At 34.1% G+C, this 24,858-nt stretch carries 19 protein-coding genes; 12 read left to right on the forward strand and 7 right to left on the reverse strand.

Annotation, left to right across the window (positions count from 1 at the left end; translation table 11 throughout):
• The 6 genes from RMO70_RS09370 to RMO70_RS09395 form a co-directional block, all read left to right on the forward strand.
• A partial coding sequence (locus RMO70_RS09370) for a T9SS type A sorting domain-containing protein (protein WP_310556177.1) occupies nucleotides 1-4,540 on the forward strand: 4,540 nt, incomplete at its 5' end.
• A gap of 160 nt (nucleotides 4,541-4,700) precedes the next feature.
• Complete coding sequence (locus tag RMO70_RS09375) at nucleotides 4,701-7,163, forward strand: LamG-like jellyroll fold domain-containing protein (protein ID WP_310556178.1); 2,463 nt, start codon at nucleotides 4,701-4,703, stop codon at nucleotides 7,161-7,163.
• A gap of 20 nt (nucleotides 7,164-7,183) precedes the next feature.
• Nucleotides 7,184-7,696, forward strand: coding sequence for a hypothetical protein (locus tag RMO70_RS09380; RefSeq protein ID WP_310556179.1), 513 nt, complete (start codon nucleotides 7,184-7,186; stop codon nucleotides 7,694-7,696).
• A gap of 30 nt (nucleotides 7,697-7,726) precedes the next feature.
• Nucleotides 7,727-9,979, forward strand: coding sequence for a T9SS type A sorting domain-containing protein (locus tag RMO70_RS09385; protein ID WP_310556180.1), 2,253 nt, complete (start codon nucleotides 7,727-7,729; stop codon nucleotides 9,977-9,979).
• 269 nt (nucleotides 9,980-10,248) lie between these two features.
• Nucleotides 10,249-11,370, forward strand: coding sequence for an ATP-binding protein (locus tag RMO70_RS09390; RefSeq protein ID WP_310556181.1), 1,122 nt, complete (start codon nucleotides 10,249-10,251; stop codon nucleotides 11,368-11,370).
• A gap of 36 nt (nucleotides 11,371-11,406) precedes the next feature.
• Nucleotides 11,407-11,649, forward strand: coding sequence for a hypothetical protein (locus RMO70_RS09395; RefSeq protein WP_310556182.1), 243 nt, complete (start codon nucleotides 11,407-11,409; stop codon nucleotides 11,647-11,649).
• On the opposite strand, the gene RMO70_RS09400 is transcribed toward RMO70_RS09395, so the two are convergent.
• Nucleotides 11,646-11,825: a hypothetical protein gene (locus tag RMO70_RS09400; RefSeq protein WP_310556183.1), complete on the reverse strand. Its 180-nt coding sequence runs from the start codon at nucleotides 11,823-11,825 to the stop codon at nucleotides 11,646-11,648. The two genes, RMO70_RS09395 and RMO70_RS09400, sit on opposite strands and share 4 nt — an antisense overlap.
• Before the next feature lie 12 nt (nucleotides 11,826-11,837).
• Nucleotides 11,838-14,033 carry a DNA helicase RecQ gene (gene recQ / locus RMO70_RS09405; RefSeq protein WP_310556184.1) on the reverse strand — a complete coding sequence of 732 codons (2,196 nt, stop codon included), beginning with the start codon at nucleotides 14,031-14,033 and terminating at the stop codon, nucleotides 11,838-11,840.
• A gap of 85 nt (nucleotides 14,034-14,118) precedes the next feature.
• On the opposite strand from recQ, the gene RMO70_RS09410 reads away from it, so the two are divergent.
• From RMO70_RS09410 to lptB, 4 genes are all read left to right on the forward strand, one after another.
• Nucleotides 14,119-15,084 carry a KpsF/GutQ family sugar-phosphate isomerase gene (locus tag RMO70_RS09410; protein ID WP_310556185.1) on the forward strand — a complete coding sequence of 322 codons (966 nt, stop codon included), beginning with the start codon at nucleotides 14,119-14,121 and terminating at the stop codon, nucleotides 15,082-15,084.
• A complete protein-coding gene (gene tatC / locus RMO70_RS09415) occupies nucleotides 15,084-15,896 on the forward strand; it encodes a twin-arginine translocase subunit TatC (protein ID WP_310556186.1) in 813 nt (270 codons plus the stop codon). The genes RMO70_RS09410 and tatC overlap by 1 nt, the downstream gene beginning before the upstream one ends.
• Nucleotides 15,889-16,236 (forward strand): carboxymuconolactone decarboxylase family protein, encoded by a 348-nt coding sequence (locus RMO70_RS09420; protein WP_310556187.1) that lies wholly within the window; start codon nucleotides 15,889-15,891, stop codon nucleotides 16,234-16,236. Before tatC ends, RMO70_RS09420 begins: the two co-directional genes overlap by 8 nt.
• Before the next feature lie 84 nt (nucleotides 16,237-16,320).
• Nucleotides 16,321-17,061: an LPS export ABC transporter ATP-binding protein gene (gene lptB / locus RMO70_RS09425; protein WP_310556188.1), complete on the forward strand. Its 741-nt coding sequence runs from the start codon at nucleotides 16,321-16,323 to the stop codon at nucleotides 17,059-17,061.
• A 138-nt stretch (nucleotides 17,062-17,199) separates the two neighbouring features.
• On the opposite strand, the gene RMO70_RS09430 is transcribed toward lptB, so the two are convergent.
• Together RMO70_RS09430 and RMO70_RS09435 are read right to left on the reverse strand one after the other, a co-directional pair.
• Nucleotides 17,200-18,024, reverse strand: a complete 825-nt coding sequence (locus RMO70_RS09430; RefSeq protein ID WP_310556189.1) for a glycoside hydrolase family 25 protein — start codon at nucleotides 18,022-18,024, stop codon at nucleotides 17,200-17,202.
• Between the two features lie 26 nt (nucleotides 18,025-18,050).
• Nucleotides 18,051-18,761, reverse strand: a complete 711-nt coding sequence (locus tag RMO70_RS09435; RefSeq protein WP_310556190.1) for a CDP-alcohol phosphatidyltransferase family protein — start codon at nucleotides 18,759-18,761, stop codon at nucleotides 18,051-18,053.
• Between the two features lie 196 nt (nucleotides 18,762-18,957).
• Between RMO70_RS09435 and RMO70_RS09440 the strand changes: the two genes are divergently transcribed.
• On the forward strand, nucleotides 18,958-19,950 hold the full coding sequence (locus tag RMO70_RS09440) for a PorV/PorQ family protein (protein WP_310556258.1): 993 nt from the start codon (nucleotides 18,958-18,960) through the stop codon (nucleotides 19,948-19,950).
• A gap of 11 nt (nucleotides 19,951-19,961) precedes the next feature.
• Nucleotides 19,962-21,068 carry a DUF4105 domain-containing protein gene (locus RMO70_RS09445; protein ID WP_310556191.1) on the forward strand — a complete coding sequence of 369 codons (1,107 nt, stop codon included), beginning with the start codon at nucleotides 19,962-19,964 and terminating at the stop codon, nucleotides 21,066-21,068.
• A gap of 10 nt (nucleotides 21,069-21,078) precedes the next feature.
• On the opposite strand, the gene RMO70_RS09450 is transcribed toward RMO70_RS09445, so the two are convergent.
• The 3 genes from RMO70_RS09450 to RMO70_RS09460 are packed head-to-tail and all read right to left on the reverse strand — an operon-like array spanning nucleotide 21,079 to nucleotide 24,847.
• Nucleotides 21,079-22,473, reverse strand: a complete 1,395-nt coding sequence (locus tag RMO70_RS09450; RefSeq protein WP_310556192.1) for an exopolysaccharide biosynthesis polyprenyl glycosylphosphotransferase — start codon at nucleotides 22,471-22,473, stop codon at nucleotides 21,079-21,081.
• Nucleotides 22,474-22,505: 32 nt separating this feature from the next.
• The gene (locus RMO70_RS09455) at nucleotides 22,506-23,441 is read right to left on the reverse strand and encodes a glycosyltransferase (RefSeq protein ID WP_310556193.1); all 936 of its coding nucleotides are present in this window, start codon (nucleotides 23,439-23,441) and stop codon (nucleotides 22,506-22,508) included.
• Nucleotides 23,441-24,847, reverse strand: coding sequence for a DUF6056 family protein (locus tag RMO70_RS09460; RefSeq protein WP_310556194.1), 1,407 nt, complete (start codon nucleotides 24,845-24,847; stop codon nucleotides 23,441-23,443). The genes RMO70_RS09455 and RMO70_RS09460 overlap by 1 nt, the downstream gene beginning before the upstream one ends.
• Nucleotides 24,848-24,858: the final 11 nt, after the last annotated feature.

The following is a 24,858-nucleotide window of genomic DNA, read 5'->3' on the forward strand; positions in this document are numbered from 1 at the left end:
TGGAAACACAATCAGAGGTGGAATGCATGGTATGAATTTAACTGGATATGCCGACCTAACAGCCCCATATACTTTTGCTGATAAAGGTAATTTCATAGGTTTTTTTAATTATCCAAATATTATAGAAAATTTTGGAACCGATGGTGCTGCGAATCCAGTTTCCTATGGTATATTTGCTGGTAATCAACATGATGTTAAAATAGAATATAATAATATCAATAATAACAATGGAACGGGTGTTAATCACCTTTATAATTTATACGGAATTCAATTGCTTGGAAGTATATCAACGAATCCCTTAATTTCCAATAATCAAATTAAACTACAAAGCGGTAGTAATAATTTTCAATTACAAGGTATTGTTAATTCTTCCGGTACTAATAGCACAGTAAACATCAACAACAATAACATTCAGTTTGCTTATCCAAACGGCGTAACACCTGCAGCAGTAGGGATACGCGGTATAAATAATGCGTCAATTCCAACGACACTTAACATTAACAACAATATAATTGAAGGTATTACAGGTGTGCCCATTGCTGGAACTAGTGAAACCAATTTTATCATAAATAATACTACAACTGCAACAGCAAATGTGAATACAAATAACAATATCATTAGAAATTTTGAAAGAACAGGCGCAAGCGGTACTATGTACGGTATTAGAATTTTTGCAAACAACTGGACTGCGAATGGCAATACCATTGACAATTTAAAATGGTCAAATGTTACTGCCACTGGGGAAACAGTAGCCATTCTAAATTTTGGTGCTAGTACAGCCAATACTTATACTAATAATATAATAAACAATCTTACAACTGCTACCACAGGTGCAATAGTGGGTATTCGTGATTTTTTTGCTGGAGCGAAAACCGTTAATGGTAACACCATTTCAAATTTCACTAAAGTAGCAGGAACCGCCGATGGTGGAACCTTTGTAGGCATACTATTAGGTGGAACAACCAATTCTATATTTGGTAATAATATTTTTGGATTTACAGGTAACTTTATTAACGTATCTGGCATTCTTGCAACTTCGTCAGCTGGCGGTAACACAGGTATTCGTGAAAACAAAATTTATGATTTGTCAAGTACTGCAATAAATGCAATAGAAGTTATAGGTATTAGACAAGATGGTGATGCAACAGCAGCAATTTGGAATAATGTAATTTCTGGACTGACCGCTCCCAATGTAAATTCAACCGCTTTTACCCTAAATGGTATCTCTATATCTGCTAACACGCCAGCATTGGTTTATTATAACACTGTTTTAATTTCGGGTACAAGTTCAGGAGCCAATTTTAGTTCAAGCGCCTTTACCTCGGGAAGTATGGCCAATCTTGTTCTAAGAAACAATATTTTTATAAACAATGCTGTTCCAAAAGGTACTGGTCGTGCGGCTGCTTATTTTAGAAACGGTACAGCTTTAACCAGTTACGATGCTGTTTCTAATAATAATTTATTGGCAGGAACTAGTATTTTTTATGATGGTACAAACACTGATGCAACTCTAGCAGCCTTCAAAACCAGAATGGCAACGCGTGATCAAGCATCAGTTTCTGAAACATCAACACCTTTTACAAGTACTGTGGGATCTAGTTTAGATTTTTTACGTTTAGCAAATGGTGTAGTTTCAGTTGCTAACAATAATGCTTTGCCAATTACATCACCAGCTATTACATTGGATTATTTTGGTGTAACCAGAAGTACTACAACACCAGACATTGGAGCGTCAGAATTTAATGGTTTGGTTTGTACTGCACCAACTGTTTATGCAGTATCTGGTGGTGGTAATGGTTGCGGAACCACAGGTGTTCCTGTAGGATTGGTCAATTCTCAAACAGGTGTTAATTACCAATTAAAATTAAATGGTACAGCTACAGGCAGTTTGGTAGCGGGAACTGGAACCTCATTTTCTTTTGGAAATCAAACAGTTGCTGGAACGTATACTGTGGATGCAATAAGTAATGTGGCTGGTTGCACTACGCCAGTTGCTATGTCAGGAAGTGCTGTTGTGACTACTAGTCCAGCCGTAACGGCCACTATTAGCGGAACTAATGTTTCATGTTTTGGAGGTGCCAATGGTACAGCTACTATTGCAGCATCTGGCGGAACACCACCTTTTACCTATTCTTGGTCACCATCTGGAGGAACAAATGCTACAACAACTGCAAGAACAGCAGGAAACTACACCTGTACTATTACTGATGCGGTAGGTTGTTCTATAACAAGAAACATCACAATATCACAACCAACTTTACTAGCATTTGCAGGTGCATCGCAAAATAATGTTGCTTGCAACGGAGGCTCAACAGGGGCTGCAAGTATTACTGTAAATGGTGGAACAACGCCGTATACTTATCTATGGTCTAATGGTGCTACTACGCAATCCATAACAGGTTTAGTAGCTGGTGCATATACCGTTACCGTTACTGATGCGAATAGTTGTACTTTTACAAGAAATTTTACAATTTCACAACCAGCTTCGGCATTAAATGGAACTACTGTGGTGATCAATGTGGCTTGTAATGGCGGTTCAAACGGAGCAATAAATTTAACGCCATCTGGCGGAACTTCACCTTACACATTCAATTGGGGCGGAGGAATTACCACAGAAGACAGAACAGGATTAGCTGCTGGAACGTATTCGGTAACTATTACTGATGTTAATGGATGTCCTCGAACTGTAGGTGGTATTACGGTTACTCAACCTACAACCGCAGTAAACGGAACTACAGTGGTAAACAATGTATCTTGTAATGGCGGTTCAAACGGAGCTATTAACTTAACACCAACAGGTGGTACAGGACCTTACACTTATGTTTGGGCAGGTGGAGTTACGACCGAAGATAGAACGGGGCTTGTTGCCGGAACATATTCTGTCACTATTACGGATTCTAATGGATGTACAGGTACTGTAAGTGGTATTAGTGTTACGCAACCTACAACTGCACTTTCTGGAACAGCGACAATTACGGATGTTACCTGCAATGGTGGTAACAACGGAGCAATTAATTTGACACCCGCAGGTGGAACGGCACCTTATACATACTCTTGGATTGGGGGAATAACCACTGAAGATCGAACAGGCTTGGTTTCTGGAAATTATTTTGTAACAATTACTGATGCAAACGGTTGTCCGAGAGGACTCAATTTCTTTGTTCCACAACCAACAACACTTGGAGGTACATTAAATAGAACTAATGCAACTTGCTTTGGAGGTAATAACGGAACTCTGAATTTAACGCCAAGTGGAGGAACTGCACCTTACACATACCTCTGGGCTGATGGAGTTACTACTGAAGATAGAACAAACTTAATTGCAGGAAATTATTCGGTAGTAGTTACAGATTTAAATGGTTGCACAGTAACCTTAAATCAAATTGTATCGCAACCCGCATCAGCAGTGTCTGGAACAGCGACAATTACGACTGTTACCTGCAATGGTGGTAACAACGGAGCAATTAATTTGACACCAACAGGTGGTACAGGACCATACACTTATGTTTGGGCAGGTGGAGTCACCACCGAAGATAGAACTGGGCTTCCTGCTGGTGCATATTCTGTAACTATTACAGATGCTAATGGATGTACAGGTAATGTAACTATTGGTGTGTTTCAACCAGCAGCAGTAAACGGAACTACAGTGGTAAACAATGTATCTTGTAATGGCGGTTCAAACGGAGCTATTAACTTAACACCAACAGGTGGTACAGGACCTTACGCTTATGTTTGGGCAGGTGGAGTCACCACCGAAGATAGAACTGGGCTTCCTGCTGGTGCATATTCTGTAACTATTACAGATGCTAATGGATGTACAGGCACTGTAATTATTGGTGTGTTTCAACCCACAGTAATTTCTACTTCTGTAGGTTCACAAACTAATGTTTCTTGTTTTGGTGGTGCAACTGGTGCTGCGAGTGTTTCTTCATCTGGTGGAACTTCTCCATACACATATGCTTGGTCTAATGGCGCGGTAACGTCTTCAATAACTGGTTTATCTGCAAATACTTATACTTGCACTGTAACCGATGCAAATTTTTGTACTGCAACTCGTAGTTTTACAATTACGCAGCCAGCGGCTGTAAATAACGCAGTTTCACAAGCCTTAGGTGTTTTAACAGCTAATCAAAATGGTGCTACTTACCAATGGTTTCAATGTCCTAGTTCGTTACTTTCTGGAGAAACTAACCAGAATTATACACCAACAGCAGCTGGAGATTACAAAGTAGACGTCACACTTTTTGGTTGTACAGTAACTTCAAGTTGCGTTACTGTGACTACTTTAGGAAATCAAAGTTTTAGTTTTAATTCTAAACTATCAATATATCCAAATCCATCAAGAGATGTATTTTTTATAAATAGTGATTCTCGCGGTAGCTTGGTTGTTTACGATTTGATCGGAAAAATTATAAAAACTGAAAACATAGATTTAGGTACATCAAAATTAGATTTAAGTAACTATCCAAACGGAATTTATTTAATGAAAGTAACTAATGAGAATAATCAAACAAAAACCATAAAATTGATTAAACAATAGTTTTAAATGAATTAAGGCTTCCAAGATATCTTTGGAAGCCTTTTATATTTATAAAATGATGAGGTTTCCCTCGTACGATTTCATTTTCTAATTCGGTGACTTTTTAATCAATACTTAAATGATAAATTCAAAAACGAAATAATTTTAAAAACCAATTTTTATGAACAAACATTTACTCAAAAAACAGAACAATACCTTTACTAAAGGAAAATTTTGGACCAAAACACTAGCCACGCTACTATTTTTAACAATGCTAAGCGTTACAAAAACGCAAGCACAAAATCCTGATTTAAAATGGGCAAAAGCCATGGGTGGTGCGTTTTCAGACGATTCAAAAAGTGTTGTTGTAGATGCCGCAGGTAATATCTATACTACAGGTTCCTTTCAAGACACGGTAGATTTTGACCCCAACGCGGGGGTTTTCAACCTTACTTCTGCTGGAAGTTTTGATATTTTTGTTTCTAAACTAGACGCCACAGGTAACTTAGTTTGGGCAAAAGCCATGGGTGGTACTAGTGCGGAAATTGCATATAAAATATCATTAGATGCTACCGGCAACGTCTATACTGCAGGTTATTTTTCAGATACTGCAGATTTTGACCCCAATATCGGGGATTCGAATCTGACTAGTGCAGGTAGTACAGATATTTTTATTTCCAAACTGGATGCATCAGGCAATTTTGTTTGGGCAAAAAAAATGGGTGGTCTTAGCACAGATCTTGCATTTAGTATTTTCACAGATACTGCCGGGAATGTTTACACTACAGGTTATTTTCAAGGAATAGCAGATTTTGATCCCAGTACAAGTGTTTTAAATCTGACAAGTAATGGCGGAAGTTATGATATTTTTGTTTCCAAACTGGATACGTCAGGAAATTTGGTTTGGGCTAAAGCAATGGGTAGTACTGGTAATGATATTGGGTATGATGTCAGTGCAGATGCCGCTGGAAACGTACATACGACAGGTTATTTTAATGGAACAGTAGATTTTGACCCAAATATAGGTGTTTCAAATCTCACTTCTTCGGGTGGTCAAGATATTTTTGTTTCTAAATTGGACGCATCAGGTAATTTGGTTTGGGCAAAAAAAATGGGTGGTGGAACAGGAGATTTAGGATTATCAATTATTGTAGATAACGCTGGAAACGTTTATACTACTGGTTATTTTCAAGGAACTGCAGATTTTGACCCTAATGCAGCGGTTTCTAGTCTTACAGCTTCCGGAAGTGCAGATATTTTTATTTCCAAACTAGACACCACCGGTAACATAGTTTGGGCAAAAGCTATGGGCGGAACGCTTACAGACATTGGATACGACGTAGATGTCGATGCAACTGGCAATGTGTACACCACAGGTTATTTTCAAGGAACAGCAGATTTTAACCCCAGTGCGGGAATTACAAACCTAACTACGGCAGGCGGTCAAGATATTTTTGTTTCTAAACTTGACGTTGCTGGAAATTTGGTTTGGGCAAAAGCTATCGGTGGAAGTAGTAATGATGTTGGAAATGGCATCCGAGTTGATGCTTCTGGCAATGTTTACACCACTGGTTATTTTCAAGGAACTGTAGATTTTGACCCTAATTCAGGAACTTCTAACATAACATCTGTAGGTGGTCAAGATATTTTTGTACACAAAATGAATGTTGCAGGAGCTGCTCTAAATTTTGATGGAATTAACGATAGAGTCACTATTCCAACACAACCTCTTTCAAACCTTACAAATTTTACTATTGAAGCTTGGGTATATTCAACAAATACAAGTTCTTATCAAACTATATATGCAGAAGGTAATACATTAGACAATAACCCTATGTTTTCTTTAACTAAAATGGCAGGTACAACTGGTTTTGAGATTGTTTTGCGTAACAGTTCAAGCGTTGGTCTTGTCGTATCGAGTACTGCTGGTCTAGTACCATTGAATACTTGGACTCATGTTGCATTTTCAAGAACTAGTGCAACAGAAGCGAGATTATATATAAATGGATTAAATACAGACTATTTTGTATTTGCTAATCCAGGAAGTATTGCAGTAAATTCGGCCAACATTGGTGTGCGTCAACGAGTTAGTTTTGATGGTTTTTTTAACGGTTCTATAGACGAAGTTCGAATTTGGAACCGTGCTTTACCGCAAGCCGAAATTGCAAATAATATTTATTGCGAGTTGGCTGCTGGACAAACAGGTTTAGTTTCATATTACAAGTTTAACCAAGGAATAGATAGTGTCAATAATAGTGGTAATACTACTTTAATAGATGCTAGTGGCAATAGTAATACGGGAACATTAACGAATTTTTCACTTACAAGTACAACTTCTAATTGGGTCGCACCAGGTGGCGTAAATACAGGCAGTACTTGTGGAACATTTTTAAGCACTAGTAATTTCGATTTTTCATCAAAAATATCAGTGTATCCTAATCCGTCAAGAAATGTCTTTTCTATAAACTCTGATGCTAGCGGAACATTTGTGATTTATGACATAATGGGTAAAATAATTAAAACTGAAAGCTTGAGTTTAGGCACAACGAAATTAGATTTAAGTAAGTACCCAAGCGGAATTTATTTGTTTAAAGTGACTAACGATAGTAATCAAACTAAAATCATGAAGTTGATTAAGCAGTAATCTAATTACCCTTAAATAAAATGAAAACAAAAATCAAGAACAAAAACCTATTTTTTATCGCATTATCGCTTTGTTTATTTATGCAAAATGTGTCTTTAGCACAAGTTATCGGTACAGATTGGCAAAGTGTTGCACAAGGTCAAAATTTTGCATATCGATCCGTTGTTTACGGCAACGGTTTGTATGTTGCTGTGGCAAATGATGGAGTGGGAAAACGCGTTATAACGAGTCCCGATGGAATAACCTGGACAAACAGAAATTCTGCAGTAGATAATCTTTGGGAATCTATTACATACGGCAATGGTCTTTTTGTTGCTGTAGCACTTTCAGGAACGGGAAATCGCGTGATGACCAGTCCCGATGGGATTACTTGGACCAGTAGAACTTCAGTTTCTGATAATCAATGGAGCAGTGTAACATTCGGTAATGGAATATTTGTTGCGATTTCTTATTCAGGAATAGGAAATAGAGTAATGACCAGTTACGATGGAATTACTTGGACCAGTAGAACTTCTGCAGCCGATAATGCATAGCGGTCTGTAGTTTATTCTTATGATTATAATTTGTTTGTAGCTGTAGCATCTACTGGTATAGGAAATCAAATAATGACGAGTACTAACGGAATTACTTGGACTATTAGAACAACACCTGTTGATAATGCTTGGTTTGATATAACTTATGGTAATGGACTTTTTGTTGCTGTATCTATTTCAGGAACAGGTAATCGTGTGATGACAAGTCCTAACGGAATAAACTGGACTATTAGAACTTCTGCTAATGACAAATTTTGGCGTTCGGTAGTGTACGGCAATGGACTGTTTGTTGCGGTAGGGGAATCTGGAACAGGATCTATAATGACAAGTACCGATGGTATCACTTGGACAAGTAGAAACCCTGCTGCAAATAATGCATGGCAATCTGTTACCTTTGCCAATGGTTTATTTGTTGCAGTATCTGATTCAGGAACGGGAAATAGAGTCATGACAAGTCCCGATGGAATTACATGGACGAGTAGCACTTCACCATCAGACCAATCATGGCGATCTGTTGTATATGCTAATGGATTGTTCGTTGCTGTTTCAGCCACAACTGCAGGAAATCGAGTCATGACAACTCCTGATGGTATTAATTGGACAGATAGGGCTTCAGCAGCTAATAACACTTGGCGTTCCATAGTTTATGGTAATGGGTTGTTTGTAGCAGTATCAGATTCAGGAATTGGAAATCGCGTGATGACAAGTCCTGATGGTATTACTTGGTCCAGCAGAACTTCTGCATCAGATAATAATTGGTTTTCGGTAACCTACGGTAATGGACTTTTTGTAGCTGTTTCCTATTCAGGTGTAGGTAATCGTGTGATGACAAGTCCAGACGGTATTACTTGGACTAGTAGAACTTCTGCAATCGATAACTCTTGGAGTAGTATAACCTACGGCAATGGTCTATTTGTTGCAGTATCTCAAACAGGAACTGGAGATCGTGTGATGACGAGCCCTGACGGTATAATTTGGACCAGTAGAACTTCTCCTGCTGATAATCAATGGTTTTCAGTAACGTACGGCAAGGGTCTTTTTGTAGCCGTTTCATTTGATGGCGTTGGAAACCGAGTAATGACTAGTCCCGATGGAATTACCTGGACTATTAGAACTTCTGCCATTGATAATAATTGGCAATCTGTAACGTATGCAGACAATCAATTTGTTGCGGTTTCTCAAACAGGAGTCGGAAATCGGGTGATGACCAGTTTAGATGGTATAACATGGACTAGTAGAACTTCTGCAGCTAATAATCAATGGCGTTCTGTAACTTATGGTAATGGTATTTTTGTTGCAGTTGCGGTTTCAGGATTGGGAAATCGCGTTATGATATCTTTTTGTAACAGACCAAATGTTTCTAATCCCATAAGTGCCTCTCGATGCGGCGCAGGAAGTATTACTATCTCTGCAACCCCAAGTGTAGGTTCCATAAAATGGTATGACGCACTGGTAGATGGAAATGAAATTGTTACTGGTGGGAATTTCTCTGTAACGGGTAATAGCTTAGCTATTAATAATTTAGCCGCTACCACTACCTATTATGCGCAATCAGTTGATGGAACTTGTGCGAGCGTAAATAGAATTGCTGTAACGGCAAATATAAACACTGTAGCACCAACCGCAAACGCACAACAATTTTGCAACGCTGCAACAGTGGCAAATTTGGTAGCAACTGGAACAAATATTAAATGGTATGCTACAAATACAGGTGGAACAGCTTTGGCTTCTACAGCTTCTTTAGCTTCTGGAGATTATTTTGCCTCACAAACTATTAATGGATGTGAAAGTGTTTCTAGAACTTTAGCTACAGTAACAGTTCCAATTATTGACCAAAATATTACAGAAGCATTAGGAGTTATTGCTTCAAATCAAAATGGTGCATCTTACCAGTGGTTTCAATGTCCAAATACTTTACTTTCTGGAGAAACCAATCAAAACTTTACGCCAGTTGTGGCTGGTGATTATAAAGTGGATGTAACACTTTCAGGTTGTACGGTAACATCTAGCTGTATAACAGTGACTACTTTAGGGAATCAAAATTTTGCTTTTTCTTCTACATTATCGGTTTATCCTAATCCGTCAAGCGATGTGTTTTTTATAAATAGTGATGCTCGCGGAACAATTGTGATTTATGATATCATGGGTAAAATAATCAAAACGGAAACTATCGATTTAGGTATTACAAAATTAGATTTAAGTAACTATCCAAGTGGAATTTATTTAATGAAAGTAATTAACGAGAATAATGAAACTAAAACGATTAAAATTGTAAAACAGTAGTAGTAGATTTTTTTACAATTAACAAAAGTCGGTTTTGGTAAAACGAAATCGGCTTTTTTGTTTTTATTAGTAATTTTGCCTTATGAGACAAATAAAACTAATCTGGGATTTTCTTTTAAAATAAGGGTGAAATTTAAACTAATCTTATCAAAATAATTAAGCAATAAAAAGGTTTTTATATCACTTATTCTGATTGTATTCCAAAAAAAGAGTTGTTTTTTCATAATGCATTCCAAAAAAGTTGTATTTTTGATAAAAAAAATTAACTTATGGTTATTCGATTTTTAGAAAGCACAATTTCTTCCAGTTTGTTTAAAAACAAAGTGATTTTATTATTAGGAGCAAGACAAACTGGTAAAACTACTTTATTAAAAAAAATTGCATCACAAAATGAAAATGTTTTGTGGCTCAATGGCGATGAATATGACATACAAGAACGATTCAAAAATGCAACCTCAACACAACTAAAAGCTTTAATTGGCAATAACAAAATGCTGATAATTGATGAAGCGCAAAGAATAGAAAATATTGGTTTGAGTTTAAAAATCATACACGATACCTATCCAGAAATTCAAATTATTGCAACTGGCTCATCAGCATTTGAATTAAAAAATAAAACCAATGAACCCTTAACAGGACGCAAATTTGAGTACCAACTATTCCCTATTTCCTATGCAGAAATGGCAAATCATCATAGCGAACTAATAGAAACTCGGTATATAAAAACCCGTTTGATTTTTGGTTATTATCCAGAAATTATCAACAATGAAGGTAATGAAATTGATATACTAAAGTTTCTTGCAGACAGTTATCTTTTTAAAGATATATTAATGCTAGACACTATTAAAAAACCTGAAAAATTAGTTAAACTATTACAAGCATTAGCTTTTCAATTAGGCTCTGAAGTTTCGTATAATGAAATCGGAAATTTAATTGGTCTAGATAGCAAAACGGTAGAAACGTATATCAATTTACTAGAGAAATCATTTATTGTATTTAAACTCAATTCACTAAACAGAAATTTGAGAAATGAATTGAAAATGGCAAAAAAAATATATTTTTATGACAATGGTATTCGAAATGCACTAATTTCAAATTATCAAATTATTGAAGCAAGACAAGATGCGGGAGCATTATTTGAAAATTTGCTAGTTTCAGAGAGAATGAAACGCAATCATTATGCAAAAAATTATGCAAACACTTATTTTTGGCGCACCAAAGAACAACAAGAAATAGATTATATAGAAGATAAAGATGGTCAAATTGATGCTTTTGAATTTAAATGGAATAATAACAAAAAAGTGAAATTCACTAAAACATTTACAAATGCTTATCCAAATGCAACCACTCAATTAATAAATAGTGAGAATTTCGCATCATTTTTAATTTGATTTTCAAAAATAATCAACTTTAAACCTTTATAAATAATGGAGAGAAAAATAAAACTAATCTGGGATTTTCGTGGTCCAGCAGCTTCAAAAACGGCGGAACATCATGAAATTCATCTTAAAGAATTTATAATTTCAGAAAAATTACCATTAAACATTACTGGTTTTGAAATTCTAAACGATATGCACACCATTGCTTTTATGGTTGTAACTGATGATTACATGATTTCTGTAAGAGACGCATTGAAACCACATCGAGGGGAAGTTTACAGTATAGATTAGTTTCTGTTTTTAAACATAGTTACCATTTCTTTAATTAATAAAGCTGACAATGCTCCTATTGCAAAAATGGAAAGGAACTGAACTGTTCTGATATTTTCATTTCCAATTATTCTACTGTAATTTCCTATGCTTATGATTAGCAAAACAGCCAATAGTATTCTTTTTCTTTTTTCCATTTTTAAAATATTTTAATTTGCCACTTCGCTTATAAACTTTATACGCATCAATCGCAATTCTTCGGTATCATAATCACCATCAAATGCTGCAAGAGCATCCTCTATTCTATCTGATTCTGATTCCATAAAATAATCGTGAATTTCTTCTTGCTGATCCTCGTCCAACATATCGTCTACCCAGTATTTTATATTTAATTTGGTTCCAGCATATACAATTTGCTCCATTTCTTTGAGTAAAGTATCCATATCCAATCCTTTTCCTCTAGCTATATCTTTTAGAGACAATTTCTTGTCAATATTTTGAATAATATAAAGTTTATTAAGAGAATTTGCACCAGTAGATTTGACAACTAAATCGTCTGGACGAATAACATCGTTATCGTCAACATATCGAAAAATTAATTCGATAAAATCGGCTCCATATTTTTTAGCTTTTCCTTCCCCAACGCCGTGAATATTAGTCAATTCTTCAATAGAAATAGGATATTTCAATGCCATATCTTCGAGTGAAGGATCTTGAAAAACTACAAAAGGTGGAACATTGAGTTTCTTGGCTACTTTTTTGCGTAAATCACGCAGCATCGACATTAGAACCTCGTCAGCCGTTCCAGACGATTTTGCAGCAGTAACTATTGCTTCATCTTCGATTTCACTATATTCATGATCTTCAGACATTAGAAAAGATTGTGGATTTTTGATAAAATCCAATCCTTTTGGAGTCACTTTAATAATTCCATAAGTTTCTATGTCTTTTGACAACAATCCATCAACTAAAGCCAATCTTAAAACTGCCATCCAGTACCGTTCATCGTAATCTTTTCCAGATCCGAAAAGTTTTTGCGCGTCTGTTCTGTGCGCTTTAATCATTGCGTTTATTTTACCCATAAGAGTGTATACAACTTCTTTGGACTTATATATGTGCTTTGTATCACGAATAACCTCTATCAGCTTCACCACTTGATCTTTGGCTTCTACTTGTACTTTTGGGTTACGCATGTTGTCGTCCATATCGCCACCTTCTCCCGTTTCAGAGTCAAATTCCTCTCCAAAATAATGCAATAAAAACTTACGCCGTGACATTGACGTTTCTGCATAAGCAACAACTTCTTGAAGCAAAGCAAACCCTACTTCTTGCTCTGCAACAGGCTTTCCAGACATAAATTTTTCGAGTTTCTCAACGTCTTTATAGGAATAGTATGCTAAACAATGTCCTTCGCCTCCATCACGTCCAGCGCGACCTGTTTCTTGATAGTAGCTTTCTAATGATTTTGGAATATCGTGATGAATTACAAATCGAACGTCGGGCTTGTCAATTCCCATTCCGAAAGCTATTGTTGCCACCACAACCTCAACATCTTCCATAAGAAACATATCTTGATGTTTTGCTCTTGTCTTAGCATCTAAACCAGCGTGGTATGGAACTGCAGAAATACCATTTACTTGTAAAACTTGAGCGATTTCCTCTACTTTTTTTCGAGACAAACAATATATAATCCCAGATTTCCCTTTGTGTTGTTTTATAAAACGAATAATATCTGACTGAACATTCTTGGTTTTAGTTCGTACTTCGTAATATAGATTTGGTCGGTTGAACGATGCTTTAAAAGTATTAGCATCTGACATATCCAAATTTTTGAGAATGTCTTCTTGTACTTTTGGGGTTGCTGTAGCGGTTAATCCAATAATTGGAACATCTCCTAAAAGTTTAATAATATTTTTTAAATTTCGGTATTCAGGTCTAAAATCATGCCCCCATTCTGAAATACAATGCGCTTCATCGATAGCTACAAAAGAGATTTTTTCCTTTTTGAGAAACGTGATATACTCTTCTTTTGTCAGAGATTCTGGCGCAACATATAATAATTTTGTTAATCCCGAAGAAATATCTTTTTTAACTTGTGCTATTTCTGTTTTAGTGAGCGACGAATTTAAAACGTGAGCAATACCATATTCTGAAGACAAACTTCGAATAGCGTCTACTTGATTTTTCATCAAGGCTATTAGAGGCGAAACTACTATAGCAAAGCCATCTTGTATCAATGCAGGTAACTGATAGCACAAAGATTTGCCACCACCAGTAGGCATTATCACAAAACTATTGTGTTGTGTAATAATACTTTTTACGACCTGTTCCTGTAATCCTTTGAATTGATTGAATCCAAAATATTTTTTTAACTCTTTGTGTATATCTATTTCGTGTGAATTCATTCTTTATTAATAGTATTTTATCTAAATTTGCACAACATAAAGATACAAATTTCTTTTACAAATACAAATTTAAAAATATTCTGTTTTGATATCAAAAGAAAATATTTTGGCTTCGGCCAAAAAAACCATTCTTTCCGAAAGTGCTTCTATTGCAAAATTAAGCGATTTCCTAACGGATGATTTTGCAAAATCTGTTGAAATTATTTTTAATTGCAAAGGAAGATTAGTGGTTACAGGAATTGGCAAAAGTGCTATTATTGCTCAAAAAATGGTTGCAAGCTTCAACTCTACTGGAACTCCATCACTATTTTTACACGCAGCTGAAGCCATTCACGGCGATTTAGGAATGGTACAGCCTAACGATGTTACCATTTGCATTTCAAAAAGCGGCAATAGCCCAGAGATTAAAGCTCTGGTTCCATTACTAAAAAGATTCGGCAATCCATTAATTGGAATGACTGCAAACCTAACTTCTTATTTAGGTAAAGAATCCGATTATATTTTGAACGCACACGTGGACGAAGAATCGTGTCCAAACAATTTAGCTCCAACCAATAGTACAACAGCGCAATTGGTTTTGGGCGACGCATTAGCAGTTTGTTTGATGGAAATACGAGATTTTAAAAGTGAAGATTTTGCCAAATACCACCCTGGTGGCGCATTAGGGAAAAAATTATTACTACGTGTTGGCGATATGCTTGATATGAGCCACAAACCGATGGTTACATCAGACAGTTCAATCAAAAAAGTAATTTTTGAAATCTCTGAAAAACGTTTAGGAGTTACTGCTGTTATTGAAAATGAAAAACTAATTGGAATTATTACTGATGGTGATATTCGAAGAATGCTAAACAACAACGATACTTTTACACATTTATCTGCTAAGGACATAATGACTAAAAATCCGAAAACAATCGAATTAAAATCGATGGTAGTCGATGCATTTAATATCCTTGAAGACAATTCGATAACACAATTAGTAGTAGTAGACCAAGGGAAATATGCAGGAATATTACACTTACACGATATTTTAAAAGAAGGAATCATATAATGGCAAAAAAGAACAAATCTGAAATGTCATTTCTAGACCATCTGGAAGAATTGCGCTGGTTACTCGTAAGAAGTACTATTGCTATAATAGTTATGGCTTTTGTAGTTTATTTTGTGAGTGATTATGTTTTTGACACCATTATTTTCGGCCCTACCAATCCAGATTTTGTAACCTATCGGTTTTTTTGTGATGTTTCTAATTATTTAGGCTTCGCCGAAAATATTTGTATTACCGAACTCCCGTTTAGCATACAAAATACAAGTATGGAAGGACAAGTAAATGTATTTGTTTGGACGTGCATCACGGCTGGATTTATACTTTCGTTTCCTATAATATTATGGGAATTATGGAAATTTATTAGTCCCGCTTTATATGAAAACGAGCGCAAAAACGCTAAGCTATTTATTTCCGTAGCCTCAATATTGTTTTTTTTAGGTGTTTTGTTTGGGTATTTTGTTATTGTTCCAATGTCCATCAATTTTGTAGCGACATTCAAAGTAAGTGATATAGTAAAAAACGAATTCAATCTTGAATCCTATATTGGAATGATTAAAACTTCGGTTATTGCTTGTGGTCTATTTTTTGAATTGCCCATTTTAATTTATTTTTTAACCAAATTAGGATTGGTAACACCTACATTTTTAAGAAATTCAAGAAAGTATGCCATTGTAATTTTGCTAATACTTTCAGCTATTGTAACACCTCCCGATGTAATCAGTCAAATTACAGTGGCAATTCCAATGTTATTAATATACGAAGCCAGTATTTTCATATCGGCATTTGTACTAAAAAAAGAAAAGAAAAATGAGTAATTTAGTCAATGAATTCAACGATTATCGTTCGAAAATGAACGAAAAATTATTAAACGACAACAATAAAGTTATCAAGAGGATTTTTAATCTTGATACCAATACCTATGCAGAAGGCGCACTAGATGTTCGCACCAAAGAACTTTTAGGATTGGTCGCATCTGCCGTTTTGCGATGTGACGATTGTATCAAATACCATTTAGAAACGAGTTATAAACTAGGCGTTACTAAAGAGGAAATGATGGAAACAATGTCAGTTGCAACATTAGTTGGTGGAACGATAGTAATTCCGCATTTGCGAAGAGCTTACGAGTTTTGGGAAGCATTGGAAGAAACTAAATAATTGTTAATGTGTTGATCTGGTTATTTGTTTATTCGTTAATTTGTCGAATAATCGAATAACCGAATAACCGAATAACCGTAACGAATGATTTTAAGAGCAGAAAATTTAGTAAAAACCTATAAGGGACGTAGTGTTGTAAAAGGCATTTCGGTAGAAGTAAACCAAGGTGAAATTGTAGGGCTTTTGGGACCAAATGGCGCAGGAAAAACAACTTCTTTTTATATGATTGTAGGTTTGGTAAAACCAAATTCTGGAAACATATACCTAGACGATTTGAATATTACTGATTTTCCGATGTACAAAAGAGCTCAAAACGGAATAGGTTATCTGGCTCAAGAAGCATCGGTTTTTAGAAAATTGAGTATTGAAGACAACATTTTGAGTGTTTTACAATTGACCAATTTATCCAAAGCGGAGCAAGAAGCCAAAATGGAATCACTTATTGATGAGTTTAGCTTGCAACACATTCGTACCAATCGTGGTGATTTGTTGTCGGGTGGCGAGCGTCGAAGAACTGAAATTGCACGCTGTTTAGCAACTGATCCTAAATTTATATTGCTTGACGAACCGTTTGCAGGCGTTGATCCTGTTGCCGTAGAAGACATTCAAAGAATTGTAGCTCAATTAAAAAACAAAAATATTGGTATCTTAATTACCGATCATAATGTTCAAGAAACTTTAGCCATTACTGACAAAACGTATTTAATGTTTGAAGGCGGAATCCTAAAAGCAGGAATTCCTGAAGAATTAGTAGAAGACGAAATGGTTCGTAGGGTTTATTTGGGACAAAATTTTGAGTTAAGGAGAAAGAAGCTGGAGTTTTAGTAAAGCAATAAGTCAAAGTTAGAAAGCAAAATTAGTATATCTAGTATTTTTAATGCTATCGTTTGGCTACTAGAAGATCCTTCTACCTAAAGCTCAGGAGGACATCATCACTACCATTGTTTTTTAATACTTACAACATCATTTCATCAACAATTCTTTCAAATCCTTCGTAGTTCCATTGTAAACATTGACATCAACACAACCTCGAATGCCTTCTATTTTTCCATTTTCGGTAATTTGCCATAGCGACCAATCGGAATCAATATCGTGGTAAAAAGCAGTATAATTAGCAATCCAAAAAGGATAGTCTTCAAAATCGTTTTTTAGAAAATCATTGTAATAACTCTCGCTACTATAAATAATGGGTTTTACTCCATAATGCTTTTCAACTTTATCCAACCAGCGCTGCAAACCTACTTTCAAACTATCTATAGATTGATGACGTGGCAACTTCTCGATATCTAAAACAGGTGGAAAATCTCCTTTTTTGAGTTTTACCGTTTTTATATAATTATTGGCTTGATCGATAGAATTTTCGTTAGGTCGATAATAGTGATACGCTCCTTGATACATATTGGTTTCTCTGGCTTTACCCCAATACTTATGAAACTTACTATCCGTTTTATTGCTTCCAGCCGTGGCACGAATGAAAATAAACTCAATGGGGTTTCCTGTTTCTAAATCACTTAAAAGATCCCAATTGATTCGTTCTTGGTATTCCGAAACATCAAGACCAAAGGCTTTCTCATTATGGACCTTAATCACTTCTGACAAAGAAGCTTGTCTGGTTTCTAAAGGAACTCTATCGGTTTTGAAACTTAAATAATACGCCAATGCATCTCGTTTTGTATATAAAAAAACACTCAAAATGAAAACGATCACAATTACAATAAAGGGTTTACTCCAATAAAAAGGAGTGCTTTTTGAAGTTTTTGAATTTCTGCGAACCGGCTTTCTAGTCATAAATTAATTCGAAATGAGAAAAAATATTATTTTTTCTTTATAAAACTATTATTTATAACCGAAAGCAAGACATAAAAAACAATAATCATTGCTACACCTAGGTTCCTAAAAAACAAGATGAAAAACAAACACGATATTAAAAAGAAAATTTGAAGTGCATTTTTTTTCAACGAAAAATATTTAATTTTTAAGGAGAACAATGGAATTTCGGCATTCATTATAAAAGCACTTAAGAAACAAAGTGCAACATAAAACCATTTAGAAAATAAAATTGCAGGCAAGTAATTAATAGAATCTGGGGTTAACCACAATGGAATACTCAAAAAAAACAAAGCATTAGCAGGAGTTGGCAATCCAATAAAAGAATCCGTTTGACGTGTATCGATATTAAAATTTGCCAAACGATAACATGCTCCCAAAGTTATTACAAATCCCAAGTAGGAAAATATGCTATTTTGACCGAAGGCATACTCATTTGAAAACATTTGATACATCACATAACCAGGCACAACACCGCTTGTAACCATATCTGCTAATGAATCCAATTGTAATCCAAGCGGACTAGAAACTTTGAATAATCTGGCAAAAAAACCATCAAAAAAATCAAGGAAAATTCCCAAACAAACAAACAAAAAAGCGTTTTGAAAATCGAGTTTTGATACAAAAACTAAAGCGATACAACCACAAAATAGATTTAGGAGCGTAATACTATTTGGAATGTGTTTTTTAATATTCATTTTAAAAAAATTAGACTTGACAAATTAAGCAAATTTAACACAATAAGTTTATACATTGTGGAGTTTATTATATCAGATTTTTATTTAATCTTTGCAATCTAATTATAACGTGTTGAAAAAACTCGCCCTTTACTTATTTTTGTTCTTCTTTTGCCTACTCAAAGCACAAACCGTTCGTAAATATTCTAATGAATTTATGAATATTGGAGTTGATGCTCGTGCGTTTGGTATGGCTAACGCTATGGTTTCTCACACCAGCGATGTAAACTCTGGATACTGGAATCCAGCGGGTTTACTCAAAATTGAAGACCGTGAAGCATCGCTTATGCACGCTAGTTATTTTGCTAATATTGCCCAATATGATTATGCAGCTTTTGCTACTAAAATTGACGATCGTAGTGCTTGGGGAGCCTCCATAATACGTTTTGGTGTTGACGACATTTTGAATACCACACAACTTATTGATGCCAGCGGAAATATAGATTACAACCGAATAAGTCTGTTTTCAGCAGCAGATTACGGTGTGACTTTTTCATACGCAAGAAAATTGCCTGTACAAGGATTTCAGTATGGAGTGAATGCTAAAGTAATTCGTCGCATCATTGGGAAATTTGCCAATTCTTGGGGGTTTGGTTTTGATATAGGTTTCCAATTTGAACGTAAAAATTGGCAATTTGGATTGATGTTACGTGATATCACAACCACATACAATATATGGAATATTGACGAAGAGGAGTTTAAAAAAATAAAAGATGCACAAACTTTGAACCCATTGCAAAATCAAGATTTACCTGAAACTTCCGAGATAACATTGCCAAAAGCACAATTTGGTATGGCAAAAAAAATTGTGTTTCATAACGATATGACTTTATTGGCCTCAGCCAATTTGAATATGCAATTTCAACAAACAAACGATATTATTTCGTCAAGTTTTGTGAGTATTGATCCTGCTTTAGGTTTTGAATTTGGCTATAATAATCTGGCTTTTTTGAGAGCAGGTGCTGGAAATTTTCAACGAATTCAGCAACTTGACGGCTCAAAAAATGTAGGATTCCAACCCAATATTGGTTTAGGATTTCAATACAAAGGCATTTCGATAGATTATGCTTTGACAGATTTAGGCGACCAAAGTGCTTCGCTATACTCCAATGTTTTTTCGGTAAAAGTAGACTTGGGTATTTTTAGATAAATTACAATTCGATGTTAAAAAAAATACTTGTTTTAGTACACTTCTTTATCTTTCTATTTGGTTTTGCCCAAACATCTCCAATTACTACAAACACTAAAATTAGCATTTTAACGGTTGGTACTGCTAATGCTTCGCATTCTTTTTATGGACATACGGCTTTGCGAATTTACGATTCTAAATCCAATATCGATGTCGTTTACAATTATGGAATGTTCGATTTTAGAACCGAAAATTTTATGTTCAAATTTGTAAAAGGTGATTTGCAATATTATGCTGAAGCTTATCCGTATAAAGATTTTGAATACAGTTATCACCAAGAAAACAGATCTATTTATGAGCAGCTTTTGAATCTTTCGCTTGACGAAAAACAGCGATTATTTAACAACCTAAATTCCTCATTGTCTTCTAACGATAAATATTACACCTACAAATTTATTGACAGAAATTGCACTACCAAAGTCATCGATGCATTAAATGTTGTTTTAAAATCGAAGGTAATTGTTAAAAAGAATGTTGATTCTAAAACCTATCGTGACGTTCTGTATCCGTATGTTGAAAATCAATTTTATCAGAAATTAGGCATCAATATTATTTTTGGGACTAAAGTCGACAATCAAGCTACCTATCTTTTTCTTCCGTTTGATTTGATGGAAAATTTGAATCAAACAAAACACCAAGGCAAACCATTGGTTTTAGAAAACAAAACCCTTTTTGAAGCCCAAAAAAATGAAACTGGATTTTCGTTTTTTGATAGTATTTACTCTTTAATTACGGCTTTATTAATCATCGTGGTTTTAAATAAAAAAGCACTAAATATTATTTATTTTTCCATTTTGGGATTAATAGGATTGTTGTTTTCTGTAATTGGTTTGTATTCTTTCCATCAAGAAGTGTTATGGAATTATAACATCTTATTACTAAATCCTTTGTTGCTCGTTTTAGTGTTCTTTATGATGAGAAACAATCAAAAATGGATTAAACGGATTAGCCTTGTTAGCTTACTACTACTTGGAAGTTATACCATTTATATGCTTAACAAAATCCATCTTTGGATTGTATTGCCTATCATTATTACAAATGCAATAATTCTTATACGACTTTATTTAAAAAAAGAATAAATGTAAATTATTATTGACCACGATAAAACAAAATAGTACTTAACGTTTTTATAGTGATGTTTATATCTAGAAAGACACTTCGATGCTTGATGTAGTATAAATCATATTGCAATTTTATCAAACTATCTTCCATTGATTCTCCATAAGCATAATTTACTTGAGCCCAGCCTGTAAGACCAGGTTTCACAACGTGTCTGGTTTCATAAAAAGGCATAATTGTAGCAATTTCTTTAACAAATATGGGTCTTTCTGGTCTAGGTCCAATAATAGCCATATCGCCTTTCAAAACATTTATAAATTGAGGAACTTCGTCCAAACGAGACTTTCTTAAAAATTTCCCAAACGGAGTAATTCTTGAATCATTGATTGTTGCAAAAACAGCTCCTGCAACTTCTGCATTAAGAATCATTGAACGTAATTTGTATATTTTAAATACATTTCCGTTCTGTCCCACGCGTTCTTGTGTGTATAAAAATGGACCTTGATTGCCAATTGCATTACCTATAATAACTAATGGAGACAATAAAACCCCAACGAGTAGTCCAATTAAAGATATTATAACTTCGATACATCGTGCAAATATTAAATACAACTTGTTGTGATTGCTTCTTGAGAAAGGAAAATATTTATAAAAATCACGAGCTACATATTGAACCGGAATTCGTTGTGTAATACTTTCATAAACTTGTGTATATTCTCTGACTACTGTTCCGTTTTCGAGTAATTTTATTAATTTATTGTACAATTCAACAGTTATTCCATCCGTTTTTTGAGAGGCAATTACAATTTCAGAAATACCGTTTTTATCAATAAAGTCTTCAATGTTCTGTAATTTAATTTGTTGTATGAAATTATATTGAAACGATTTTTCGTTACTCGCATCTGAATTAATATATCCTTCGATTTTATAATGCGGATCAACACTTTGCAACCCAATTACAAGTTCTTCAAGCTCTTCTTGATCACAAATTAGAATTACCTTTTTGATAAATCGAGTTGATGCAAAAAATTTGACATACATTATTCGCCAAAACCATAATGCAGAGAATATTGCAAAGTAAAACAGTACAATTTGCAACCTGTTTTCTGGTAAAGTTGGTGTTATTAATGGTGTTAGCAGATAAAATAACACTGTTGTTGAACTTGCTAAAATGATACTTTTTGTGATTTGATTTTGATTGCTGGCTACCTGCAAATTATACATTTCAAACACCGTTGCGAAAAATGAGATGTATATGGATAAAATTATAGTCCAATAAAAATTAGTTTGTGAGATTTTAAAATAATTAAAATCGAAGATAATTCCTAGCAGATGCAATACGGTCAAAACGAAAACAATATCAAAAACACGAAGTAGAATTTTTCGTTCAGAAATTTCGAAATGTATTTTAGATTTTGAGGTCATTTTAATAAAAAATTTATACTTTTTTAAACAGTTTAAGAATACTCTTCAATTATATATCTCGGACGTTTCTTTGTTTCTGTATATATTTTTCCAATGTATTCTCCTAAAACACCAATGGCAATCAAAATAATAGATCCTAAAAACCATATTGATAAAATTAAAGAAGACCAGCCAGCAACTGTTTTTCCAGTAAAGTAAGAAAACAAAATATAGAAAAGCATAAAAAAAGAAATAACAAGTATGGTTATTCCTGAAAGAAAAATTAATCGGAGTGGTTTGATACTCATTGATGTTATCCCATCTAAAGCAAAATTTAACATCTTTATGAACGGATATTTAGTTTCGCCTGCAAAACGAGCTTTTCGCTGATAATATACTGTTGTAGTTGAAAAACCTAACAACGGCACCAAGCCTCTTAAAAATAAATTACTCTCTTCAAATTTTGAAAACTCATCTAGTGATCGTTTACTCATTAATCTATAATCAGCGTGATTATAGATTGTTTGAGCTCCTAAAAAATTCATTAATTTATAAAAAAATAATGCAGTTTGTTTCTTAAAAACACTATCAAAATCCCTTGCTTGTCTCACACCATACACAATTTCAAAACCATTTGAGTGTTTTTCGACCATTTTTGGAATAACAGCAATATCATCTTGCAAATCGGCATCAATCGAAATTACTATATCGTTATCTAATTTAGCCGTTAACAAACCAGCCAATAATGCATTTTGATGTCCAGCGTTTTTGGCTAATTTTAAACACTTTACATTTTCATAATTAGATTTTATTTCCTGAATATTATTCCATGTATTATCAACACTGCCATCATCAACAAATAACAAACCACTTTTATCAGATATCTTATTTTCTTTAACTAAATCATAAATAATATTTTGCAATTGAGAATTGGTCTCAAATATCATTTTTTCTTCGTTAAAACAGGGGATCACAATTGTTAATTTCATTATTTAAAATTGGATTTCATTACTATTTTTTTATGAAAATATTTTTCAAGCTCATCATTAACCAGTCTATTATAATGCTCTGGCCAACGAATAGGCAACGTATTTGGTTTTGCATATAAAGGTAATACATATATTGTATCTCTATCGGAAGATTGCATCTCTTCGTATGTTTTACTTATTTGATTATTGTAATTCACGACTCTCAAAGACACAATATCAATGTAAGCATTCATAATATTATGTTTGTTACTAAACCCAATTAATAATACCAAAAGAAGAAGACCACTAAAGGAGTTTTTATTTGGTGATAATTTTGATATTAAAGAAGTTAAATACGAATAATAATAAATAATTATTCCGAAATAAAGAATTAAAAAAACAATAAATATAGGAGCAACAGTTCTAGGAGCATTCCAACCCGTAGAAATCAAACTCGGGAAAAAACCTGCAAATATTATAATTAAAAACAAACTAAATACTATCCTTCTTTCATTCAATTTCACTTCCCGTGAAGTCATATGTTTTTTAGCAATTTTACCTATTTGTTTCCAACACATAACTGTTACTAAAATAGCAGATGGAAGCCAAAACAGTAAGTAAAAAAAACCTCTTATTATAGATTCTACTATAGCTTTTGGGAAATTTTGAAAAACCCCTCCAGTTTCTTTCGCTCTTACTAAATTTCCTGGTGCCGTTATAGAAATGTAAGTTGCTAAACAAACTATTAGAAATAAAAATATCCAAATTAAAATAAGATTAGTTTTAGCTTTTCTTTGATGAATTAAAAATAAAATAGAAAATCCAAACATATAAGCCATTGAAACTTCATTAGTTCCTGCAATTAACATAATTAAAACTGCGGCAAGCACTATTAGAACTAATGTTTTCAAAGAGCTATTATTTTTGAACAAATTTATAATTATAGCTATTAACAAAACCAGAAAAACGTTACCTGTTTGAAATGTATAGGCTCCTGAAATCCAGTAAATTGTTTCCCCAATTTGAGGCATTAAATTAAACACTAAAAACAATAGCGCTGAGAATAAAATTAACAAATCCTTACTTGAAACTTGAGGATTGCTTATCGATTTTAATAAAACAAAAAAAGAAGTTGATATACTAAAAATTATAAATAATGGTGGCAACCAAAAAAAGCGTAACGAACCATATGTAGCTGGATTAAGTATTGTTAAAAACAATTCTTGAGTATATCTACCACCCCAATTGTTATACCAAAATGAAACAGCCCCAAAAGTTGTTTTATCACGACCTACTTGTCCGAAATAAAGATCATCTCCCATTGGCAAATTGAAAAATGCAATGGTTACAAATGGAAGTAATGTATAGATTAGTATACATATCCATATGCTTTTTTCTAGTTTAAAGTTATTTTTTAAAAAAACCATATTGTTGAAAC

The organism is Flavobacterium sp. (assembly GCF_031422135.1).
In the GTDB taxonomy this organism is placed as follows: domain Bacteria; phylum Bacteroidota; class Bacteroidia; order Flavobacteriales; family Flavobacteriaceae; genus Flavobacterium.

Bases quoted from the DNA above. Each gene is read 5' to 3' on its own strand.
- RMO70_RS09390 (WP_310556181.1), top strand. From the start codon at position 10,249: ATGGTTATTCGATTTTTAGAAAGCACAATTTCTTCCAGTTTGTTTAAA.
- lptB (WP_310556188.1), top strand. From the start codon at position 16,321: ATGATTTTAAGAGCAGAAAATTTAGTAAAAACCTATAAGGGACGTAGT.
- RMO70_RS09420 (WP_310556187.1), top strand. From the start codon at position 15,889: ATGAGTAATTTAGTCAATGAATTCAACGATTATCGTTCGAAAATGAAC.
- RMO70_RS09455 (WP_310556193.1), bottom strand. From the start codon at position 23,441: ATGAAATTAACAATTGTGATCCCCTGTTTTAACGAAGAAAAAATGATA.
- RMO70_RS09445 (WP_310556191.1), top strand. From the start codon at position 19,962: ATGTTAAAAAAAATACTTGTTTTAGTACACTTCTTTATCTTTCTATTT.
- RMO70_RS09400 (WP_310556183.1), bottom strand. From the start codon at position 11,825: ATGGAAAAAAGAAAAAGAATACTATTGGCTGTTTTGCTAATCATAAGC.
- RMO70_RS09375 (WP_310556178.1), top strand. From the start codon at position 4,701: ATGAACAAACATTTACTCAAAAAACAGAACAATACCTTTACTAAAGGA.
- RMO70_RS09395 (WP_310556182.1), top strand. From the start codon at position 11,407: ATGGAGAGAAAAATAAAACTAATCTGGGATTTTCGTGGTCCAGCAGCT.
- RMO70_RS09380 (WP_310556179.1), top strand. From the start codon at position 7,184: ATGAAAACAAAAATCAAGAACAAAAACCTATTTTTTATCGCATTATCG.
- tatC (WP_310556186.1), top strand. From the start codon at position 15,084: ATGGCAAAAAAGAACAAATCTGAAATGTCATTTCTAGACCATCTGGAA.
- recQ (WP_310556184.1), bottom strand. From the start codon at position 14,033: ATGAATTCACACGAAATAGATATACACAAAGAGTTAAAAAAATATTTT.
- RMO70_RS09435 (WP_310556190.1), bottom strand. From the start codon at position 18,761: ATGAATATTAAAAAACACATTCCAAATAGTATTACGCTCCTAAATCTA.
- RMO70_RS09450 (WP_310556192.1), bottom strand. From the start codon at position 22,473: ATGACCTCAAAATCTAAAATACATTTCGAAATTTCTGAACGAAAAATT.
- RMO70_RS09460 (WP_310556194.1), bottom strand. From the start codon at position 24,847: ATGGTTTTTTTAAAAAATAACTTTAAACTAGAAAAAAGCATATGGATA.
- RMO70_RS09430 (WP_310556189.1), bottom strand. From the start codon at position 18,024: ATGACTAGAAAGCCGGTTCGCAGAAATTCAAAAACTTCAAAAAGCACT.
- RMO70_RS09440 (WP_310556258.1), top strand. From the start codon at position 18,958: ATGAATATTGGAGTTGATGCTCGTGCGTTTGGTATGGCTAACGCTATG.